General features: G+C 39.3%; 18 protein-coding genes. 17 read left to right on the top strand and 1 reads right to left on the bottom strand.

Annotated elements, in window-relative coordinates:
* The first annotated feature begins 96 nt into the window (after positions 1-96).
* The 3 genes from FSZ17_RS22125 (at position 97) to FSZ17_RS22115 (ending at position 2,946) form a co-directional block, all read left to right on the top strand.
* The gene (locus FSZ17_RS22125; protein ID WP_057772786.1) at positions 97-285 is read left to right on the top strand and encodes a hypothetical protein; all 189 of its coding nucleotides are present in this window, start codon (positions 97-99) and stop codon (positions 283-285) included.
* Between the two features lie 234 nt (positions 286-519).
* Complete coding sequence (rpoE, locus tag FSZ17_RS22120) at positions 520-1,083, top strand: DNA-directed RNA polymerase subunit delta (protein ID WP_057772788.1); 564 nt, start codon at positions 520-522, stop codon at positions 1,081-1,083.
* Between the two features lie 258 nt (positions 1,084-1,341).
* The gene (locus FSZ17_RS22115) at positions 1,342-2,946 is read left to right on the top strand and encodes a CTP synthase (protein ID WP_057772791.1); all 1,605 of its coding nucleotides are present in this window, start codon (positions 1,342-1,344) and stop codon (positions 2,944-2,946) included.
* Positions 2,947-3,438: 492 nt separating this feature from the next.
* On the opposite strand, the gene FSZ17_RS22110 is transcribed toward FSZ17_RS22115, so the two are convergent.
* Entirely contained in the window at positions 3,439-3,966 is a 528-nt protein-coding gene (locus FSZ17_RS22110) for a DUF2529 domain-containing protein (RefSeq protein ID WP_057772792.1), read from the bottom strand.
* Between the two features lie 227 nt (positions 3,967-4,193).
* Here FSZ17_RS22110 and FSZ17_RS22105 point away from each other — a divergent pair, with 227 nt between their 5' ends.
* From FSZ17_RS22105 to FSZ17_RS22035, 14 genes are all read left to right on the top strand, one after another.
* Positions 4,194-4,568 (top strand): response regulator, encoded by a 375-nt coding sequence (locus FSZ17_RS22105; protein WP_057772793.1) that lies wholly within the window; start codon positions 4,194-4,196, stop codon positions 4,566-4,568.
* 312 nt (positions 4,569-4,880) lie between these two features.
* Complete coding sequence (locus FSZ17_RS22100; RefSeq protein ID WP_057772794.1) at positions 4,881-5,738, top strand: class II fructose-bisphosphate aldolase; 858 nt, start codon at positions 4,881-4,883, stop codon at positions 5,736-5,738.
* Positions 5,739-6,163: 425 nt separating this feature from the next.
* Entirely contained in the window at positions 6,164-6,808 is a 645-nt protein-coding gene (gene fsa / locus FSZ17_RS22095) for a fructose-6-phosphate aldolase (protein ID WP_057772799.1), read from the top strand.
* 339 nt (positions 6,809-7,147) lie between these two features.
* A complete protein-coding gene (locus FSZ17_RS22090; protein WP_057772801.1) occupies positions 7,148-8,434 on the top strand; it encodes a UDP-N-acetylglucosamine 1-carboxyvinyltransferase in 1,287 nt (428 codons plus the stop codon).
* A 121-nt stretch (positions 8,435-8,555) separates the two neighbouring features.
* Positions 8,556-9,518: a class II fructose-bisphosphatase gene (gene glpX / locus FSZ17_RS22085; RefSeq protein WP_057772803.1), complete on the top strand. Its 963-nt coding sequence runs from the start codon at positions 8,556-8,558 to the stop codon at positions 9,516-9,518.
* Between the two features lie 563 nt (positions 9,519-10,081).
* Positions 10,082-11,350 carry a transcription termination factor Rho gene (gene rho / locus FSZ17_RS22080; RefSeq protein ID WP_057772805.1) on the top strand — a complete coding sequence of 423 codons (1,269 nt, stop codon included), beginning with the start codon at positions 10,082-10,084 and terminating at the stop codon, positions 11,348-11,350.
* 215 nt (positions 11,351-11,565) lie between these two features.
* Positions 11,566-11,775, top strand: coding sequence for a 50S ribosomal protein L31 (gene rpmE / locus FSZ17_RS22075; protein ID WP_057772807.1), 210 nt, complete (start codon positions 11,566-11,568; stop codon positions 11,773-11,775).
* Positions 11,776-11,844: 69 nt separating this feature from the next.
* The gene (locus FSZ17_RS22070; RefSeq protein ID WP_057772809.1) at positions 11,845-12,462 is read left to right on the top strand and encodes a thymidine kinase; all 618 of its coding nucleotides are present in this window, start codon (positions 11,845-11,847) and stop codon (positions 12,460-12,462) included.
* A gap of 259 nt (positions 12,463-12,721) precedes the next feature.
* Positions 12,722-13,159, top strand: a complete 438-nt coding sequence (locus FSZ17_RS22060; protein ID WP_057772812.1) for a hypothetical protein — start codon at positions 12,722-12,724, stop codon at positions 13,157-13,159.
* Positions 13,160-13,286: 127 nt separating this feature from the next.
* Positions 13,287-14,324, top strand: a complete 1,038-nt coding sequence (locus tag FSZ17_RS22055) for a DMT family transporter (RefSeq protein ID WP_057772814.1) — start codon at positions 13,287-13,289, stop codon at positions 14,322-14,324.
* Between the two features lie 41 nt (positions 14,325-14,365).
* Complete coding sequence (locus tag FSZ17_RS22050; RefSeq protein ID WP_057772816.1) at positions 14,366-15,028, top strand: GntR family transcriptional regulator; 663 nt, start codon at positions 14,366-14,368, stop codon at positions 15,026-15,028.
* A gap of 326 nt (positions 15,029-15,354) precedes the next feature.
* Positions 15,355-16,428: a peptide chain release factor 1 gene (gene prfA, locus FSZ17_RS22045; protein ID WP_057772819.1), complete on the top strand. Its 1,074-nt coding sequence runs from the start codon at positions 15,355-15,357 to the stop codon at positions 16,426-16,428.
* The gene (prmC, locus tag FSZ17_RS22040) at positions 16,421-17,296 is read left to right on the top strand and encodes a peptide chain release factor N(5)-glutamine methyltransferase (RefSeq protein WP_322107592.1); all 876 of its coding nucleotides are present in this window, start codon (positions 16,421-16,423) and stop codon (positions 17,294-17,296) included. Before prfA ends, prmC begins: the two co-directional genes overlap by 8 nt.
* A 344-nt stretch (positions 17,297-17,640) precedes the next feature.
* On the top strand, positions 17,641-18,192 hold the full coding sequence (locus FSZ17_RS22035; RefSeq protein ID WP_057772821.1) for a manganese efflux pump MntP: 552 nt from the start codon (positions 17,641-17,643) through the stop codon (positions 18,190-18,192).
* Positions 18,193-18,297: the final 105 nt, after the last annotated feature.

The raw sequence follows: 18,297 nt of genomic DNA, 5'->3' as shown, positions 1-18,297 counted from the left end.
GTCGTACACAATCTTTACCAATTCCTTTATAATCAAATTAATTGAGAGAGCTGGAGAATCGTTACTTCTGGATATTAAGTTGCAGGATGTGGAGATGTGAAACAGTTATTTATGTTTGCGGCCATAATGGGGATTGTTATTGGGACGTACATTCTTTATCAAAAACAGCTTGGTGCAATTGCATTTTTTTTATTATCATTCTATTTCTTTTCTCTAGCTTATAGCCAGCTCTCCGAAAAAACACATGATGACAATGAAGAAAAAGAGAATGGACGTGAGATATAGCTAGCATAAACCCTAAAATTTTGTTTATAATGAAGAATATGCATTCTTAAGGGTTGTATAAAAGCATAGAAATCAATATGGTTAAAACGATTAACAGCTCATTTATAAAATAGGATAGGTGAGATGGTCAAGTATTTGGATTCATGATTGTTGTAAGTGAATCTGGCTTTAGTTTTTTTAATGTTTATTTTCGCTTTTCTAGGAAGCGTTACATAGGGAAAGGACGTGCTAATATTGAATTTAAATGAACTTACTAAAGAAGAATTACAGGAAATGTCTCTCATTGAAATCGCTTATGAACTATTAAGAAGTAGAAAAGAAGCGATGGCTTTTAAAGAAATTATGGATGAACTTATTAATCTACTTGAGCTATCAGATGATCAAGTAAAAGCAAAAATTGCCCAGTTCTATACAGATTTAAATATTGATGGCCGCTTCTTAGGTTTAGGAGACAATAGATGGGGTCTGCGAGTCTGGTATCCAGTTGACCAAGTGGAAGAAGAAGTTGTTACAGCTATTAAACCGAAGAAGAAGAAAGCGAAAAAGGCTCAGGAAGATGAGGATCTTGATGATTACGATGATCTAGATGACGAAGATATTGATTATGATGATATTGACGATTTAGATGACGAAGATGAGCTATTAGACGATGAAGATGATGAGGATTTGCTTGAAGATGATGAGGATTTAGAGGATGATGAACTCATTGAGCGAGATGAAGAGTATGATCTTGGTGATGAGGACGAAGAGCTAGATGACGAAGATTCCGACTTAGACGAGGATGAAGAGGATATATAATCATCTTGACTTTTCTTTATTAGGCTTGTAGAATCATTTTTGGGCTCCTTAAAAAAGGAACGATTCATTAGACGCGAATAGCGCTCCCTTACTCGTGATGAGTAAGCGGAGCGTTTTTTATTTTTTTAAGGAACCAGATGACCCCCACTACAACCGCACAGCCATTTCCGAATGAATGCTGCGCAATAAATTAAATTCATTATTTTAGTCTTTAAATAAAGGCGAATATGCACAAACTTAAGATGAGGGGGAATTATGATGACGAAGTATATTTTTGTAACAGGTGGCGTTGTGTCATCACTTGGTAAGGGGATCGTTGCAGCTTCTCTTGGCCGTTTATTGAAAAACAGGGGGTTAAGTGTTACGATTCAAAAATTCGATCCCTATATTAATGTGGACCCGGGAACGATGAGTCCTTACCAGCACGGAGAGGTCTACGTAACGGGTGACGGAGCAGAAACGGATCTGGATTTAGGTCATTACGAGCGTTTTGTTGATGTGAACTTAACAAAATACAGCAGTGTGACAACAGGAAAGATTTATTCAACTGTTCTTCGAAAAGAACGTCGTGGCGAGTACAATGGTGGTACCGTTCAAGTTATTCCTCATATCACAAATGAAATTAAAGACAGAGTTTTCCGTGCAGGACATGAAACGAATTCAGATGTGGTCATTACAGAAATTGGTGGAACTGTAGGGGATATTGAATCACTTCCATTCTTAGAAGCTATTCGTCAAATCAAAAGTGATATTGGCCGAGATAATGTCATGTACATCCACTGTACGTTAGTGCCTTATATTAAAGCAGCGGGAGAAATGAAAACAAAACCAACACAGCATAGTGTAAAGGAATTAAGAAGCTTAGGAATTCAGCCAAACGTGATCGTCGTTCGTACAGAAATGCCGATTTCACAGGAAATGAAGGACAAGCTCGCATTATTCTGTGATATTGATAAAGAAGCCGTTATTGAATGCAGAGACGCTGATACTTTATATTCCATTCCACTTGCTCTTCAAGATCAAAATCTTGATAGCATTGTTTGTAACCACTTAAAACTAGCTTGTGGTGAAGCGGATATGACAGAATGGAAACAGCTAGTTGAAAAGGTAACAAATTTATCTAAGACAACAAAAATTGCCCTTGTTGGAAAATATGTTGAGCTTCAGGATGCTTATATTTCAGTAGTTGAAGCGTTAAAGCATGCAGGCTATGCTCATGATTCAGATATTGAGATTAAATGGATTAATGCTGAAGAAGTAACAGAAGGCAATGTTTCTGAGCTATTGAGTGATGTTGATGGAATTCTTGTTCCTGGAGGATTCGGCGACCGCGGAGTAGAAGGGAAAATCCTTGCGATTCAATTTGCCCGTGAGCAGAAAAAGCCATTCCTTGGTATTTGCTTAGGGATGCAATTAGCTTCTATTGAATATGCTCGAAATGTTTTGAATCTTAATGGAGCACATTCATCAGAACTTGATCCAAATACAAAGCATCCTATTATCGATCTTCTTCCGGAGCAAAAGGATGTTGAGGATTTAGGCGGAACATTGAGATTAGGTGTTCAGGCGTGTAAACTAATTGAAAATACAAAAGCGTATGAAGCCTATCAGGATGAAGTCATTTATGAACGCCACCGTCACCGCTATGAGTTTAATAACCATTACCGACAAGAGATGATTGATGCAGGATTTGTTTTCTCAGGTACAAGCCCAGATGGACGCCTTGTTGAAATTATTGAACTTAAAGATCATCCATGGTTTGTGGCATCACAATTCCATCCAGAGTTTATTTCAAGACCAACCCGTCCGCAGCCTTTATTCCGTGACTTTATAGGTGCGTCAATAAAATTTAATGAGATTTAATTAGAAAAGCGCAAGCGCCTGAAATGGAACGTCGACTAAAAACTGCCACGTCCTGTGGCAAACATCGACGTCAGCACATCCTGTGCAAGTCCGACAAGCACAAGACGAGCCTCTCAGAAAGGTGTTCTTTACCTTTTGGGGAGGATTGGCTTGTGACCTCGAGGTCGACAAAAACGCGACGTCCTCCCAAAAGCTTCTCTTTTGGTCGTGCGATGTGTTGCTGACGAAGCTTTCCTTGTCCTGTCGCATTGTCGACACTAGTGCGTCCTGCACGTCGGGGGTAGGCGCTGAAGCTAGACATTTCTCAAACTCGAAAAAAGTTATACTTTCTTATTATTAGAAAAGGGGCGAACTCTTAAGTCGATTGCTCGGCTTAGAGTCGCCCCTTATTTATTAACAATGTTTTTTATTGTTGAGATATTTCAGCCTTTGGATAATTTAGAAAGAAATCAACTACTCGTCGATTTTTCTAATCTAGCCTCCAACATTTAATTACTCATATTCTTCAAGAATTTCTTCAAGTATGAACTTAATTCCATAGTACACATAAAGTGCAGCCATTGATGCGGGATAGCCGAAGCGGTTGCCGGCTTCGTCTGGTAACAGACCTTTTGTGAGCTTTAGGTCAATATGGATATCAGCTAGTTCTGCTAAGCCTTTATCATTAGATTGAATCGAAGATACCGCAACAAAGGGGATTTTTTTCTCTGAAAGGAATTCTGCTAGCTTGATCACCTCTTCATCTGCGGCATTTCTCGTTACAATAAGAAATCGGTCTGTTTCAGATATTTCTTCCAGTGGTTTATCAATCGACCAAATGGAGGCGTTTTTTAAGGGCTCTTGACTTTCTGTTGCTTCATATCCAACAGCCTTCATTTCCTTTGTTGCAAAAATGTAGATCCTTCCACTTCCGATAGCAGCCTGTGCAAGAAGCCTAGCCCCATCCTCCATCGCAAAATCTTCTTTTTCCTGTATGCGATTAAATAGCCCAGTTAGCTGAGTTGAAAACATTTTTAACATCATTCTTCCCCTTTACTAGATTCTAAAATAATTAGCAATGTTAATGATCATCGTTTAACACTTCCTAATAATTAACTCAATTATATGGAAAGTGGACAAAAAGGTAAAATTAAGGATAGCAAATTTAAATGACGGCAGGATTTTATAGGTGGAAAATAGAATTAATGAGAGGGGGAAAAATAAAAATATGATTGAATTTTTTTATACGAAGGGAAGAGGTGGGTCGATTGAAGGGGAAAATTTTAATTGTAGATGATCAGTTCGGAATCCGTATTTTACTTAATGAAGTGTTACAGAAAGAAGGGTACGAAACATACCAGGCTGCTAATGGCGTCCAGGCGCTTGAAATTGTCTCCAAACATTCACCTGATTTAGTTCTGCTCGATATGAAAATCCCAGGCATGGACGGGATTGAAATATTAAAAAGAATGAGAGTGATTGATAAGGAAATTCGTGTCATCATTATGACAGCTTATGGAGAACTAGATATGATTCAGGAGGCTCGGGATTTAGGAGCATTAACACATTTTGCGAAACCTTTTGATATTGATGATATCCGAGCGGCTGTGAAGAAGTATTTGCCGTTAACAAACTCCTATTAATCGTCATTTATATTGAAAAAAAGCTAATGGATAATGGCATTTCTTTTTTCATTTTGGTATGATACAAATGAATTCCAAAGGATCGATTTCGTTTGAACAGGATGGTACATATTCAAATTTATAAAAGGAAAGACTTTAATTGAAACAATTTCAGTCTTTCAAATCTCTGAAAAGAAGGTATATTGGACCGCCATATTAAATAGATGGCGGAACGGATGCTTCTTTAGCTTTTTTGCTAAAGAGAATTATCCATATCCTTCACAAAAGAATCCTGTGAGAATAAGAAACGATGATGATTAAGGAGGAAGAAAGATGCCTTTAGTTTCAATGACTGAAATGCTTAATAAAGGAAAATCCGAAGGCTATGCGGTAGGTCAATTCAACTTAAATAACCTTGAGTTCACTCAGGCCATTCTTCAAGCAGCAGAGGAGGAGAAATCCCCTGTTATTCTTGGTGTGTCCGAAGGTGCTGCCCGTTATATGGGTGGATTTAAAACGGTTGTAAAAATGGTAGAAGGCCTGCTTGAAGATTATAAAATTACAGTACCAGTTGCGATTCATTTAGATCATGGGTCTAGCTTTGATAAATGTAAAGAAGCAATAGATGCCGGCTTTACTTCCGTTATGATTGATGCTTCACATGATCCTTTTGAAGAAAATGTGGCTATCACTTCAAAGGTAGTCGAATATGCACATGCAAAAGGAGTATCTGTTGAAGCGGAATTAGGAACTGTTGGTGGACAGGAAGATGATGTTGTCGCTGATGGGGTTATTTATGCAGATGCAAAAGAATGCGATGAGCTTGTCAAACGTACGAAAATTGACTGTTTAGCTCCTGCTTTAGGTTCTGTACATGGTCCATACAAAGGGGAGCCAAAACTTGGCTTTGCTGAAATGGAAGAGATCGGAAAGCTTACAGGGGTGCCACTTGTTCTTCATGGCGGCACTGGAATTCCAACAAAGGATATTCAAAGAGCAGTTTCTTTAGGAACTGCAAAAATTAATGTAAATACGGAGAACCAAATTGCTTCTGCCAAGCGTGTGCGTGAAGTATTAGCGGAAAATCCAAATATGTACGATCCACGCAAATACCTAGGTCCTGCTAGGGATGCCATTAAAGAAACAGTCATTGGCAAAATGCGTGAGTTTGGTTCTTCTGGTAAAGCTTAATAAGAGCAAATATTTTAAGGAAACCGCCTTCGATCACAGAGGCGGTTTCCATTCATTATTAGAAAAGTGGAAGCGCCTTGATCACCCCCGACAAGCACAAGACGAGCCTCCCGGAAAGGTGTTCTTTACCTTTTTGGGAGGATTGGCTTGTGACCTCGAGGGGGTAGGCGCTGGAACTAGACATTTCTCAAACTTAGAAGAGTTATACATTATTTTTAAACAAACAAACCGGAAATAACGAATTATTGTTACCGATCAAATGAAGGCCTTTTAAAATAATGAAGCCAAACCCATACTATATGGTGGCACGAGCAGAGCAAAGCATTATCACATATTTACACAAACTAAATATGTTCATCCATTAATTTTGAATATAAATGAACTTTGCGGCGCTCCGACCCCATTTCCACAAGGAGGAAATCATTATGAAATTTTTTATTGATACAGCAAATATGGAAGAAATTAAAGAAGCATATTCATTAGGCATTGTGGCAGGGGTAACAACAAACCCATCTTTAGTTGCTAAAGAAAAAAATGTTTCTTTCCCCGATCGTCTTCGTGAAATCACGGATCTAGTCCCTGGTTCTGTAAGTGCGGAAGTTATCGCTCTTGATGCAGAAGGCATGATTAAAGAAGGTAAAGAATTAGCAGCGATTGCTCCAAATATAACAATTAAAGTTCCAATGACACCTGATGGTTTGAAAGCTGTCCATGCTTTTTCAAAAGAAGGTATCAAAACAAATGTCACTTTAATTTTTAGTGCTAATCAAGCATTGCTTGCAGCAAGAGCTGGTGCAACGTATGTATCTCCTTTCTTAGGAAGACTAGATGATATTGGCCATAATGGGCTTGATTTAATTTCAACCATTGCAGAAATATTTGCGATTCATGATATCAAAACTGAAATTATTGCTGCATCCATTCGCCATCCGCAGCATGTGACGGATTCAGCATTACGAGGAGCTCATATTGCTACGATTCCGTTCAAAGTTATTAAGCAGTTATTCAATCACCCGCTTACAGATAAGGGAATTGAAGCCTTTCTTGCTGACTGGAATTCACGTTCATAAAAAAACCTCATCGTTCTTCGTGCCTATTACTAAAAAAATAAATTAGTTTAAAAAGGTTTTATACAAGTTTGAGTTTTACTCATCGTCTATTTAGGGTAAAGTGTTAATGAGTAAATATTGGAATTCTGACTTAATTTTAACTTTTTCTAATATCATGACATGAGAATTGTTTTTTCGTGTAAACTAGAAGATAAGGATTATAGTCGGAATTTTTATGAGTGTTTAATAAAAGGACAAGCTTATGACCAGAAATGGCAATCTCGTCGATTTCTACTATTTAAATATCTAACAAGCACGCATTGTTTTCTTATTTTTTTACGGCGTAGAAGGGAGAAAAAAATGGAAAAGCTTATGATTGCAGGCGGTTACCCTTTAAAAGGAACTGTTCGAATTAGCGGGGCAAAAAATAGTGCAGTGGCATTGATTCCGGCTACAATTCTGGCTGATTCGCCTGTTATAATTGAGGGACTGCCAAATATTTCGGATGTTCAAATTTTAAAAGGACTGCTTGAAGAACTTGGAGGAACGGTTCATTTTGATGGAAATGATATGAACGTTGATCCGTCCTCTATGATTTCCATGCCTATGCCGAATGGAAAAGTGAAAAAACTGCGTGCCTCTTATTATTTAATGGGTGCCATGCTAGGAAGGTTCAAAAAAGCAGTCATTGGCCTGCCAGGAGGTTGTCATCTTGGTCCAAGACCTATTGATCAGCATATTAAAGGCTTCGAGGCCCTTGGTGCAAGTGTGACAAATGAACAAGGTGCGATTTACCTTCGAGCAGATGAGCTTATAGGAGCTCGAATATATCTTGATGTTGTCAGTGTCGGAGCTACAATCAACATAATGCTCGCTGCTGTAAAAGCAAAGGGAAGAACGATTATTGAGAATGCGGCGAAGGAACCGGAGATCATAGATGTTGCAACTTTGCTCACAAATATGGGAGCAAAGATCAAAGGAGCGGGAACGGATGTAATTCGAATTGATGGTGTCGAGAATCTTCATGGATGCCAGCATACGATTATTCCGGACCGAATCGAGGCGGGAACTTATATGCTTCTAGGCGCCGCAGCAGGAGAAGGAATTACGATTGATAATGTTATCCCTCAGCATTTAGAATCCCTTATTGCTAAGCTGAGAGAAATGGGTGCTCATATTGAAGATGGGGATGATCAAATATATATTAAGCCAGCTGACAAAATGAAATCAGTTGATATTAAAACACTTGTTTACCCAGGGTTCCCAACAGACCTTCAGCAGCCGTTTACTTCTTTATTAACTAGTGCGGTCGGGACCAGTATGGTGACAGACACTATTTATGGTGCCCGATTTAAACATATTGATGAATTACGAAGAATGAATGCTAATATTAAAGTTGAGGGCCGTTCAGCCATTATTAATGGCCCTGTCAAACTCCAAGGTGCTAAAGTAAAAGCAAGTGACTTACGTGCAGGTGCAGCATTAGTGATTGCTGGCTTAATGGCTGAGGGTATTACAGAAGTTACCGGGCTAGAGCATATTGACCGGGGATATAGCCACCTTGTCGAAAAACTAAATGGACTAGGTGCAACGGTTTGGCGTGAAAATTTAACAAAAGAAGAACTAGAACAAATGAAAAATGCTTAGTTGAAAGAAATTATTGGATTTTTTTGGAATCTAAAAAATGGTTTCCTATCCACTTAAACATTCAACAAATGACATTCAAGCATGAAATCTAAACAGCATAGAATTAGAGGGGGAAGTTAGGATGGAACGAAGTCTAACAATGGAGCTTGTCCGTGTAACAGAAGGAGCAGCATTGGCATCTGCCCGCTGGATGGGAAGAGGAAAAAAGGACGAGGCAGATGATGCGGCAACAACTGCTATGCGAAATGTGTTTGATACTGTGCCAATGAAAGGAACAGTCGTTATTGGCGAAGGTGAAATGGATGAAGCACCAATGCTTTACATAGGCGAAAAGCTTGGTACAGGCTACGGTCCACGAGTAGATGTGGCGGTTGACCCACTCGAAGGAACGAATATCGTTGCATCAGGCAGCTGGAATGCATTGGCGGTACTTGCTGTTGCAGATCATGGCAATTTGCTTCATGCTCCGGATATGTATATGGATAAAATCGCCGTTGGCCCAGAAGCCGTTGGCAAAATTGATATTAATGCATCCGTATTAGATAATTTGAAAGCAGTGGCAAAAGCGAAAAATAAAGATATCGCTGATGTTGTGGCAACCGTATTGAATCGCGACAGACATGAACATATTATTCGTCAGCTTCGAGAAGCCGGAGCAAGAATTAAACTAATTAATGACGGTGATGTTGCAGGTGCAATCAATACGGCATTTGATCATACTGGAGTCGATATTTTATTCGGATCTGGTGGTGCGCCAGAAGGAGTTATAGCTGCTGTTGCACTTAAGTGCCTTGGGGGAGAACTACAAGGAAAGCTTATACCTCAGAATGATGCTGAAATCGAGCGTTGCAAAAAGATGGGATTAGATGTAAACAAAATTCTTCTAATGGAAGACTTAGTTAAAGGTGATGACGCTATTTTTGCAGCTACTGGTGTGACGGACGGTGAACTTCTTCGCGGTGTGCAATTTAAAGGATCATATGGTTCCACACATTCAGTCGTTATGCGAGCGAAGTCAGGAACAGTACGCTTCATTGATGGTCGCCATAGTCTTCAGAAAAAACCAAATCTAGTCATTGGTTAACTTTTTTCAAAGTCTATTGGAAAATGGATTCTAAGAACAATAATAAGAGGATCATAAATAGATAAGAGGTTGTCCCAAAGCAAAGGTGTCAGGCACCACGAACAATATCTAGTGTCAATAAGCGAGCGAGATTCTAGATATTATGAATAATGTGGATGCCAGACAGCTTATGGGACACCCTCAACCCACTTCTTCCTGCCAAAAATACTTGTTTCCGATGTAAAAAAATCTAGTTGATTAAAACTTCTATTAAAGGGTAAAATAGAGATTGTTTTTGATTAGAAAAGATCGGCGTTCGTAAGCATTCTTGGCGAATGCCTTAGTTTTAGTATGCTAATATACTTTAATATTCCGATTAGATAAGAAAGGAAACCTCGATTACTAACCATTCAAATGGTTGGATTAGAAGTATGGCTCCTTATTACTTATCCTCAGGTTATATGTAAATATATAATAATAGTTTTGCCTCAAAAATTTATTTTCCTGTTTTTGTATTTATTAGTAAGTCTGAGTATTAGTGTAAATAAAAAAGATGTTTGAAAATTCAAAAGTGTGGTGTCAATATGGGATTAAATATTTCAAGTTTAGAAAATATGAAATTAAAAGAGCTTTACGAGCTTGCCCGCGAATATAAAGTTTCTTATTACAGTAAATTAACAAAGAAAGAATTGATTTTTTCCATTTTAAAGGCGAGAGCTGAAAAAGAAGGATATTTCTTTATGGAGGGTGTTCTCGAGATCATCCAATCAGAGGGCTTTGGCTTCCTCAGACCAATTAATTATTCTCCTAGCTCAGAAGATATTTATATTTCCGCTTCCCAAATTCGTCGTTTTGACTTAAGGAATGGAGATAAAGTTTCTGGTAAGGTTCGCCCTCCAAAGGAAAATGAACGCTATTTTGGCCTGCTGCAAGTCGAAGCCGTGAATGGGGATGACCCAGAATCTGCAAAGGAACGGGTGCATTTCCCTGGCTTAACACCTTTATATCCAGATAGCCAGATGAAATTAGAAACAACACAAAAGCATCTTTCCACTCGAATTATGGATGTGCTTGCTCCCGTTGGCTTTGGCCAGCGTGGTTTAATTGTTGCCCCGCCAAAAGCAGGTAAAACAATGCTTTTAAAGGAAATTGCGAATAGCATTACAACGAATCACCCTGAAGTAGAGCTTATCGTTCTATTAATTGATGAGCGTCCAGAAGAGGTAACAGATATTGAGCGATCTGTTGCAGGAGATGTTGTCAGCTCAACCTTTGACGAGGTTCCTGAAAATCATATTAAGGTGGCAGAGCTTGTTCTGGAGCGTGCGATGCGTTTAGTTGAGCATAAGCGTGATGTTGTCATCTTAATGGATAGCATAACAAGATTAGCGAGAGCCTATAACCTTGTCATTCCACCGAGCGGCAGAACATTGTCAGGGGGGATTGACCCAGCTGCATTCCATCGTCCAAAGCGCTTCTTCGGTGCAGCTCGTAATATTGAAGAGGGCGGCAGCTTGACGATTCTAGCTACTGCTCTAGTGGATACAGGTTCACGGATGGATGACGTCATTTACGAGGAATTCAAAGGAACGGGAAATATGGAGCTTCACCTTGACCGTTCACTTGCTGAGAGAAGAATCTTCCCAGCGATTGATATCCGTCGCTCAGGTACGCGTAAAGAAGAGCTTCTTATTCAGAAGGAGCAGCTTGATATGCTTTGGGCAATTCGAAAATCAATGTCTGATTCACCTGATTTTGCGGAGAAGTTTTTGCGTAAACTAAGACAAACAAAATCAAATGAGGATTTCTTTGCTAATCTTGCAGAGGAAATGAAGGCAAAGCGATCGCACTAAAAAATTGGAAGCAAAGGCGATCTCGATTCTATAAAAGCTAAGTTAGGGAAAACAAGAAATTTCCTTTTCTAGAATTGAATCAAATATTGCAAAATGGGATTTGCCTTGTTATAATAATTCCAGTGTGTTTTTATAATTATACGGTTATCAATTTTGATTACCGGTAATAGATAACTCTGTTTCAGAATGATTCAGGGCGGAAGGAGATGAAAAGAATGAAAGCAGGAATTCATCCAAATTATAATAGAGCAATGGTGAAATGTGCATGTGGTAATGAGTTTGAAACGGGTTCTGTTCAACAAGAAATCCGTGTTGAAACTTGCTCTGAGTGCCATCCATTCTATACAGGACGTCAAAAATTCGCTGAAGCTGGCGGACGTGTTGATCGTTTCAACAAAAAATACGGCCTTAAGCAACAACAATAATAAAAACCAAGACAGGCAAGTTTACTTTCTTGCCTGTTTTTTATTGTCTAAAAGGAGGACAGGCCTTCTATGTATGTTATGAAACATCACGGGTGGGTAGAGGTTATTTGCGGAAGTATGTTTTCGGGTAAATCTGAAGAATTAATTCGTCGTGTGCGCAGAGCACAATTTGCGAAGCAGCAAATGGTTGTTTTTAAACCACAAATTGATAATCGATATAGTGATGAAGAGGTTGTTTCTCATAATGGAACCGCCTTTACTGCTATACCTATTTCACAATCCACAGAGATTTTTGAACATATTCATTCTGAAATTGATGTCATTGCGATTGACGAGGTTCAATTTTTTGACTCTGAAATCGTTAAGGTAATTCAGCATCTTGCTGATAGTGGTCATCGCGTTATTGCCGCGGGACTTGATCAGGATTTTCGCGGAGAACCGTTTAGTCATATGCCTGATTTAATGGCGATCGCGGAATTAGTTACTAAGCTTCAGGCTGTTTGCGCGGTTTGTGGGTCACCTGCCAGCCGTACACAAAGATTAATTAATGGGGAGCCTGCGTCATATGATGATCCAGTCATATTAGTTGGAGCTTCAGAAGCATATGAGCCTCGCTGCCGCCACCATCATGAAGTGCCAAAATCACCAAATATTTTAGATGGAAAAAAGAAAACTCAATCTTTATAATTTCCACCTATATTCCTTGAAAAATCTGTCTGAAATTATTCAGGCAGTTTTTTTATTTTTTGATGAAGTGGCGGATATATTACTAAAACTCGCGGAAATAGTCATAGTATTGGCGGATAAAACACCTGAAGTGGCGGATATATTCTCAGAACTAGCGGATAAACCTTTTAAAATGGGCACAGAAGAGATCCGTTGGTTGAAATTGGTAGGAACAAACTCCTGTTATAGCGGAAAAGCTATATAAAGGAGGTGTTTAGAAATGAAAAGATTTGGTGTTTTTATTCTGCTTCTTGCTTTTTTGGCAGGCTGTACTAACTTTAATCGTGGAGTTGAAGAGTTTTCTGGCACAAATGAGGACAATGACGGGATGACCAATGTTACTAATCGGCTTGACAGAGAAGATACACAGGAATGGACGATGGATTCACAAAATCCGAATTTCCTTCCATTAGATAGAAAAGATAATGTTAATAACCAATCAGATATTAATAAAGCTCGTCAGGTTATCGAGGAAACGGGTGCCTATCGTGCTGGCCAAGTGTGGATAAATGGGGATGATATGTGGGTAACTGCTTATAAAAAAGGAATGATGACTGAAAGTGAAAAAGTAGATGCTGCCTCCAAGCTCCGAAAACAATTACTAAAAGCCTTGCCGCGTTATCATATCGAAGTAAAAATTCAAGAAGACCGTACGTAAAACGCCTTGCGCTATAGCAGGGCGTTTTTTCTTAGGCTAAAGAAAAAATTGTTGATAAAAAACCGAAATGCGATATATTAGTTATATGAATTAACACAATTTTTACACAATTAAGGGAGTGAACAATATGCGCCCGATCATTATTGGTATATTTGCGGCCTTCTTTTTTGCTTTTACATTCGTACTCAATCGATTTATGGAGCTTTCCGGGGGAAGCTGGATTTGGAGCGCTTCATTACGCTATATATTTATGATTCCCTTTTTGTTTGTACTTGTTCTAGGCAGGCGCAACTTAAAACCCCTTTTGATAGAAATGAAAAGGAATCCAGGAAAATGGTTTTTATGGAGTTTTGTCGGATTTGGCTTGTTCTATGCTCCTTTATGCTTTGCAGCAGCTTATGGTCCCGGATGGCTGATTGCTGGAACATGGCAAGTGACAATTATATCTGGGTCGCTTCTTGCTCCATTATTTTTTGAGACAAAACAAACAGTGAAAGGACCTATTAAAGTTAAAGGGAAAATTCCATTAATGGGCCTCGCGATGTCCCTGATTATTCTCCTTGGTGTAGGGCTAATGCAGCTCGAGCAAGCAAACGTATTATCCATAAAAACATTTATGTTAGGAGTTTTACCAGTGCTCCTTGCGTCCTTTGCGTATCCGTTAGGAAATCGTAAAATGATGGAGATTTGCGATAATCGGTTAGATGCCTATCAACGAGTACTTGGTATGACAATGGCAAGTTTTCCATTTTGGCTTCTTCTAGCTTTTTATGGTGTAGCTACGGTTGGGCTTCCTAGCACTGGCCAAACGGTGCAATCTCTCTTTGTCGCGCTTTTCTCTGGGGTGATTGCAACGGTACTCTTTTTTAAAGCAACTGATTTAGTAAAAGGGGATATGCAAAAGTTAGCAGCTGTGGAAGCTACTCAATCCTTTGAGGTTTTATTTGCGGTATTGGGAGAGCTGCTCATTCTATCAGCGCCTGCACCAACCTACGTAGCGTGGATTGGCATTCTTTTAGTCATCGTGGGAATGGTACTGCATAGCTATGTTTCAAATAAAGAAAAAGGTGAATGGAAAAAAAGCCGATATACTGCTGAAAGTGACCGATATACTGAAAAGGAAGCTGATAATATGCTAAAAGTAGCGGATACACCGAAAAAATAGAGCGAATTGACAGTCTTAATCAATATCGATATATTGGTTTTATGAAAATTATAAAAACGATTGCGCGTCCAGCGTTAAGAGATCAAGTATATGAATCATTGAAGAAAGCAATCATTACATTGGAGCTAGAACCTGGCCAACGGATTATGGATAAAGACTTGGCATCTGAATTTGGTGTCAGCAGGACCCCAGTAAGGGAAGCTCTTAAAAGGCTTGAAGATGAGGGGCTTGTTGAGTCTTTACCAGGTTCACAAACCCGAATTACTCAAATCCATTTAGAGGAGGCGAAAAATGCATTCACGGTTGTCGCTGCATTACATAGATTAGCAGCACGACTTGCCGTACCAATTATTTTAGAGGAACATATTCATCTAATGGAAGAAATGAATGCAAAATTAAAGAAAGCATTAGATAATAAGGATGTCTTCGGTGCGGTAGAAGCTGATGATCAATTTCATGAAATCCTATTATCTGCCTCTGGCAATCAAGAGATCCGTTTAGCCTTGGAACGGATTATGTCAAAGGTACGCAGACTTGAATTTTCAAAATTTAGTTCTCTTGATGGGATGAAATCAGTTGATCAGCATAACGAAATCATTTCGGCCTGCAGGAAGAAAGACGCCAGCTTAGCATGCTCCCTCGTAGAGGAAAACTGGCTAAGCTTAGGGAGGATTTTAGTCGGAGATTCAGAATCAAATAAATAAATTATCTAATCGTACGGTTTATTAAAAAATCCATTATGACATCGTCTAAGTATTCAAGCGTAAAGCCTTCTGAATCAAATCAGGAGGCTTTTTTCGTTCTCACTATCTGCAATAAAAACAGAACATCCAACATTTATAAATATTTGGGAGCACATCCTTTCACAACTATTTTTGTTTTTAAACTCCTAATTTATTTTGACTGAGCTTTACACCTATACTATAATTATAATGTTATGGACATGAATGATTAATATTTGTTTTACTTGGCGATCGCCAAGTTTTTCTAATATATATAGCTCGGAAAAAATAATTAGAGGTGAACTGCTGTGTTTGATCGTCTTCAATCTGTAGAAGATCGCTATGAAAGATTAAATGAGCTTTTGAGTGATCCAGATATCGTAAATGACCCAAAAAAGCTGAGAGAATATTCGAAGGAACAATCAGATATACAAGAGACTGTTGATACGTATCGTGAGTATAAGGATGTTCGTGAACAACATCAAGACGCGAAAGCGATGCTTGAGGAAAAATTAGATCCAGATATGCGTGAAATGGTAAAAGAAGAGCTTGAAGAGCTTGGAGAAAAAGTAGAGGAACTAGAAGATCGCTTAAAGGTTCTTCTCATTCCGAAAGACCCGAATGATGACAAAAACGTTATTATGGAGATCCGCGGGGCTGCTGGCGGTGATGAAGCTGCTCTTTTTGCTGGTGACTTATATCGTATGTACAGCCGCTTTGCTGAGACGCAAGGCTGGAAGACGGAAGTCATGGATGCTAGTACAACTGGAGTCGGCGGATATAAAGAAATTATTTTCATGATCAACGGAAAAGGTGCTTATTCAAAGCTGAAATTTGAAAATGGTGCCCATCGTGTTCAGCGTGTACCAGAAACAGAATCTGGCGGTCGTATTCATACGTCAACGTCGACGGTTGCTGTTTTGCCTGAATCGGAAGAAGTGGAAATTGATATCCATGAAAAAGATATTCGTGTCGATACATTTGCTTCAAGCGGACCAGGTGGACAGAGCGTTAACACGACAATGTCGGCAGTTCGTTTAACACATCTTCCAACAGGTATAGTTGCATCCTGTCAGGATGAAAAGTCGCAAATTAAGAATAAAGAAAAAGCAATGAAGGTTTTACGTGCTCGTATCTATGATAAGTTCCAACAGGAAGCTCAGGCAGAATATGATCAAGCGCGTAAATCTGCTGTTGGTACAGGTGACCGCTCTGAACGAATTCGTACGTATAACTTCCCGCAAAATCGTGTAACAGATCACCGAATTGGTTTAACAATTCAAAAGCTTGATCAAATTCTCTCTGGAAAACTAGATGAGGTTATCGATGCTTTAATTCTTGAAGAACAATCTGCAAAGCTAGAAAGTGCTTCAAATGAGTAATCCTAAACTGAAAGTATATGAAGCCCTCCAGTGGGCTTCTTCTTTTTTAAAGGAAAAAGAACGTGACGATAATGCGGGCGAGTTATTATTACGACATTTAATGGGAATAGATAGGGCAAAATTTTTAGCAAGTTTGCGTGAGGAACTTGAAGCTGCTACTTTTGAAGCTTTTCAAAAAGCAGTCATTCTTCATGCGGATGGGAAGCCAGTCCAATATATTATTGGGTTCGAATCCTTCTACGGGCGCGATTTCAAAGTGAATGAGGACGTTCTTATTCCACGTCAGGAAACAGAGGAATTGGTCTATCATGTTTTGCAGCGGATCGATCAGCTTTTTGGAAAAGGGGACCGGCTCGAGCTAGCAGATATAGGAACGGGAAGCGGGGCCATTGCGATTACGCTCAAGCTAGAGAAGCCAGATTTAAATGTAACAGCAACAGATATTTATAAACCGACGCTTCTTTTAGCACAGGAAAATGCACGAACACTTGGAGCGTCGATTCAGTTTGTACATGGCGACCTGTTAAAGCCGTTTATCGAGGGCGGCAAACAATTTGATGTCGTTATCTCGAATCCACCATATATACCTGATGGAGATATGGAGTGGATGTCAGAGGTCGTGACAGAGCACGAACCGCACCGGGCACTGTTCGCAGGTGTAGATGGTTTAGCCATTTATAGAAGACTTGCAGAAGAACTGTCATTCGTTATAAGGGATCAGGCTTTAATCGGTTTTGAAGTAGGAGCAGGCCAAAGCGGTGCAGTGGCAAGGCTCCTTGAACAAGCATTTCCTCATGCGAAAATTGATATTGCTTATGATATAAATGGGAAGGATCGAATGGTATTTGCCGAAATTGGTTTTGAATAAGTAAAAAGGTCAAACGTAAGAAGCCGCATTCGCGGCTTTCTTTTTACACGTTAAGAAAGTATAAATTGCCAGCGCAGAAGATGACCCGACGTATTTGCCAATTTTAGGAATTAAGTACGAAGGACAGGACAAGGAAGGCTTCGAAAGCGATTAACATCGCACGACCAAAAGAGAAGCTTTTGGGAGGACGTGGTATGTAAGAGCGCGATAAGTGCAACTACGCCTTTGTCTTCGTCTTCCAAGGCTCACCAATCGGCGAGTTTTCTTTATTTTGCAAATGTGTCCCATTCTAAAACTTCTTGGACGTGCATATGTTGAAATAGCAAGTCCAAGGAGGAGAAAAAATGGAAGCTATGTTCGGAGAGATATTAACATTATCATTAATGGCATTCGCCTTAGCTATGGATGCCTTTTCAGTAGGATTAGGTATGGGTATGTTTAAGCTCCGCCTTAGACAAATCTTTAAAATTGGAGTTACAATCGGTTTTTTTCATATTTGGATGCCTCTTCTCGGTATCATTGCAGGAAGATTTTTATCGGAAAAATTTGGTGAGATCGCTACCTATGTGGGTGGTGGATTGCTTCTAATATTAGGGATTCAAATGTTTTTGTCAGGATTTCGCAAGGAAAGAGGGTATATGATTACCCCTGTTGGTACGGGATTAATGCTATTTGGCTTTAGTGTGAGCTTAGATAGCTTTTCAGTTAGTCTGACTTTGGGGATTTATGGAGCAAAGACGATATTGGTTTTATCATGCTTTGGTATTATGGCTACCATCTTAACTTGGTTCGGTTTACTCATTGGCCGAAAAGTTCAAGGCTGGCTTGGCCCTTACAGTGAAGCCCTCGGTGGCAGCATCCTCCTTGCATTCGGGCTCAAACTCCTTTTTGGGTAAAAATTCATCCCCCTCTCCATACATATTTCCGATTTTTTTAATATGAATCTATTCTTTTTAGCGTATAAGAATCCCACCTCTAAGCGTTGACGGTGGGATTTATTA

Origin of the sequence: Cytobacillus dafuensis (genome assembly GCF_007995155.1) — a bacterium.
Lineage (GTDB): Bacteria > Bacillota > Bacilli > Bacillales > Cytobacillaceae > Cytobacillus > Cytobacillus dafuensis.
The sequence above is the reverse complement of the archived record's forward strand: the minus strand, read 5'-3'. Positions and strand labels throughout refer to the sequence as shown.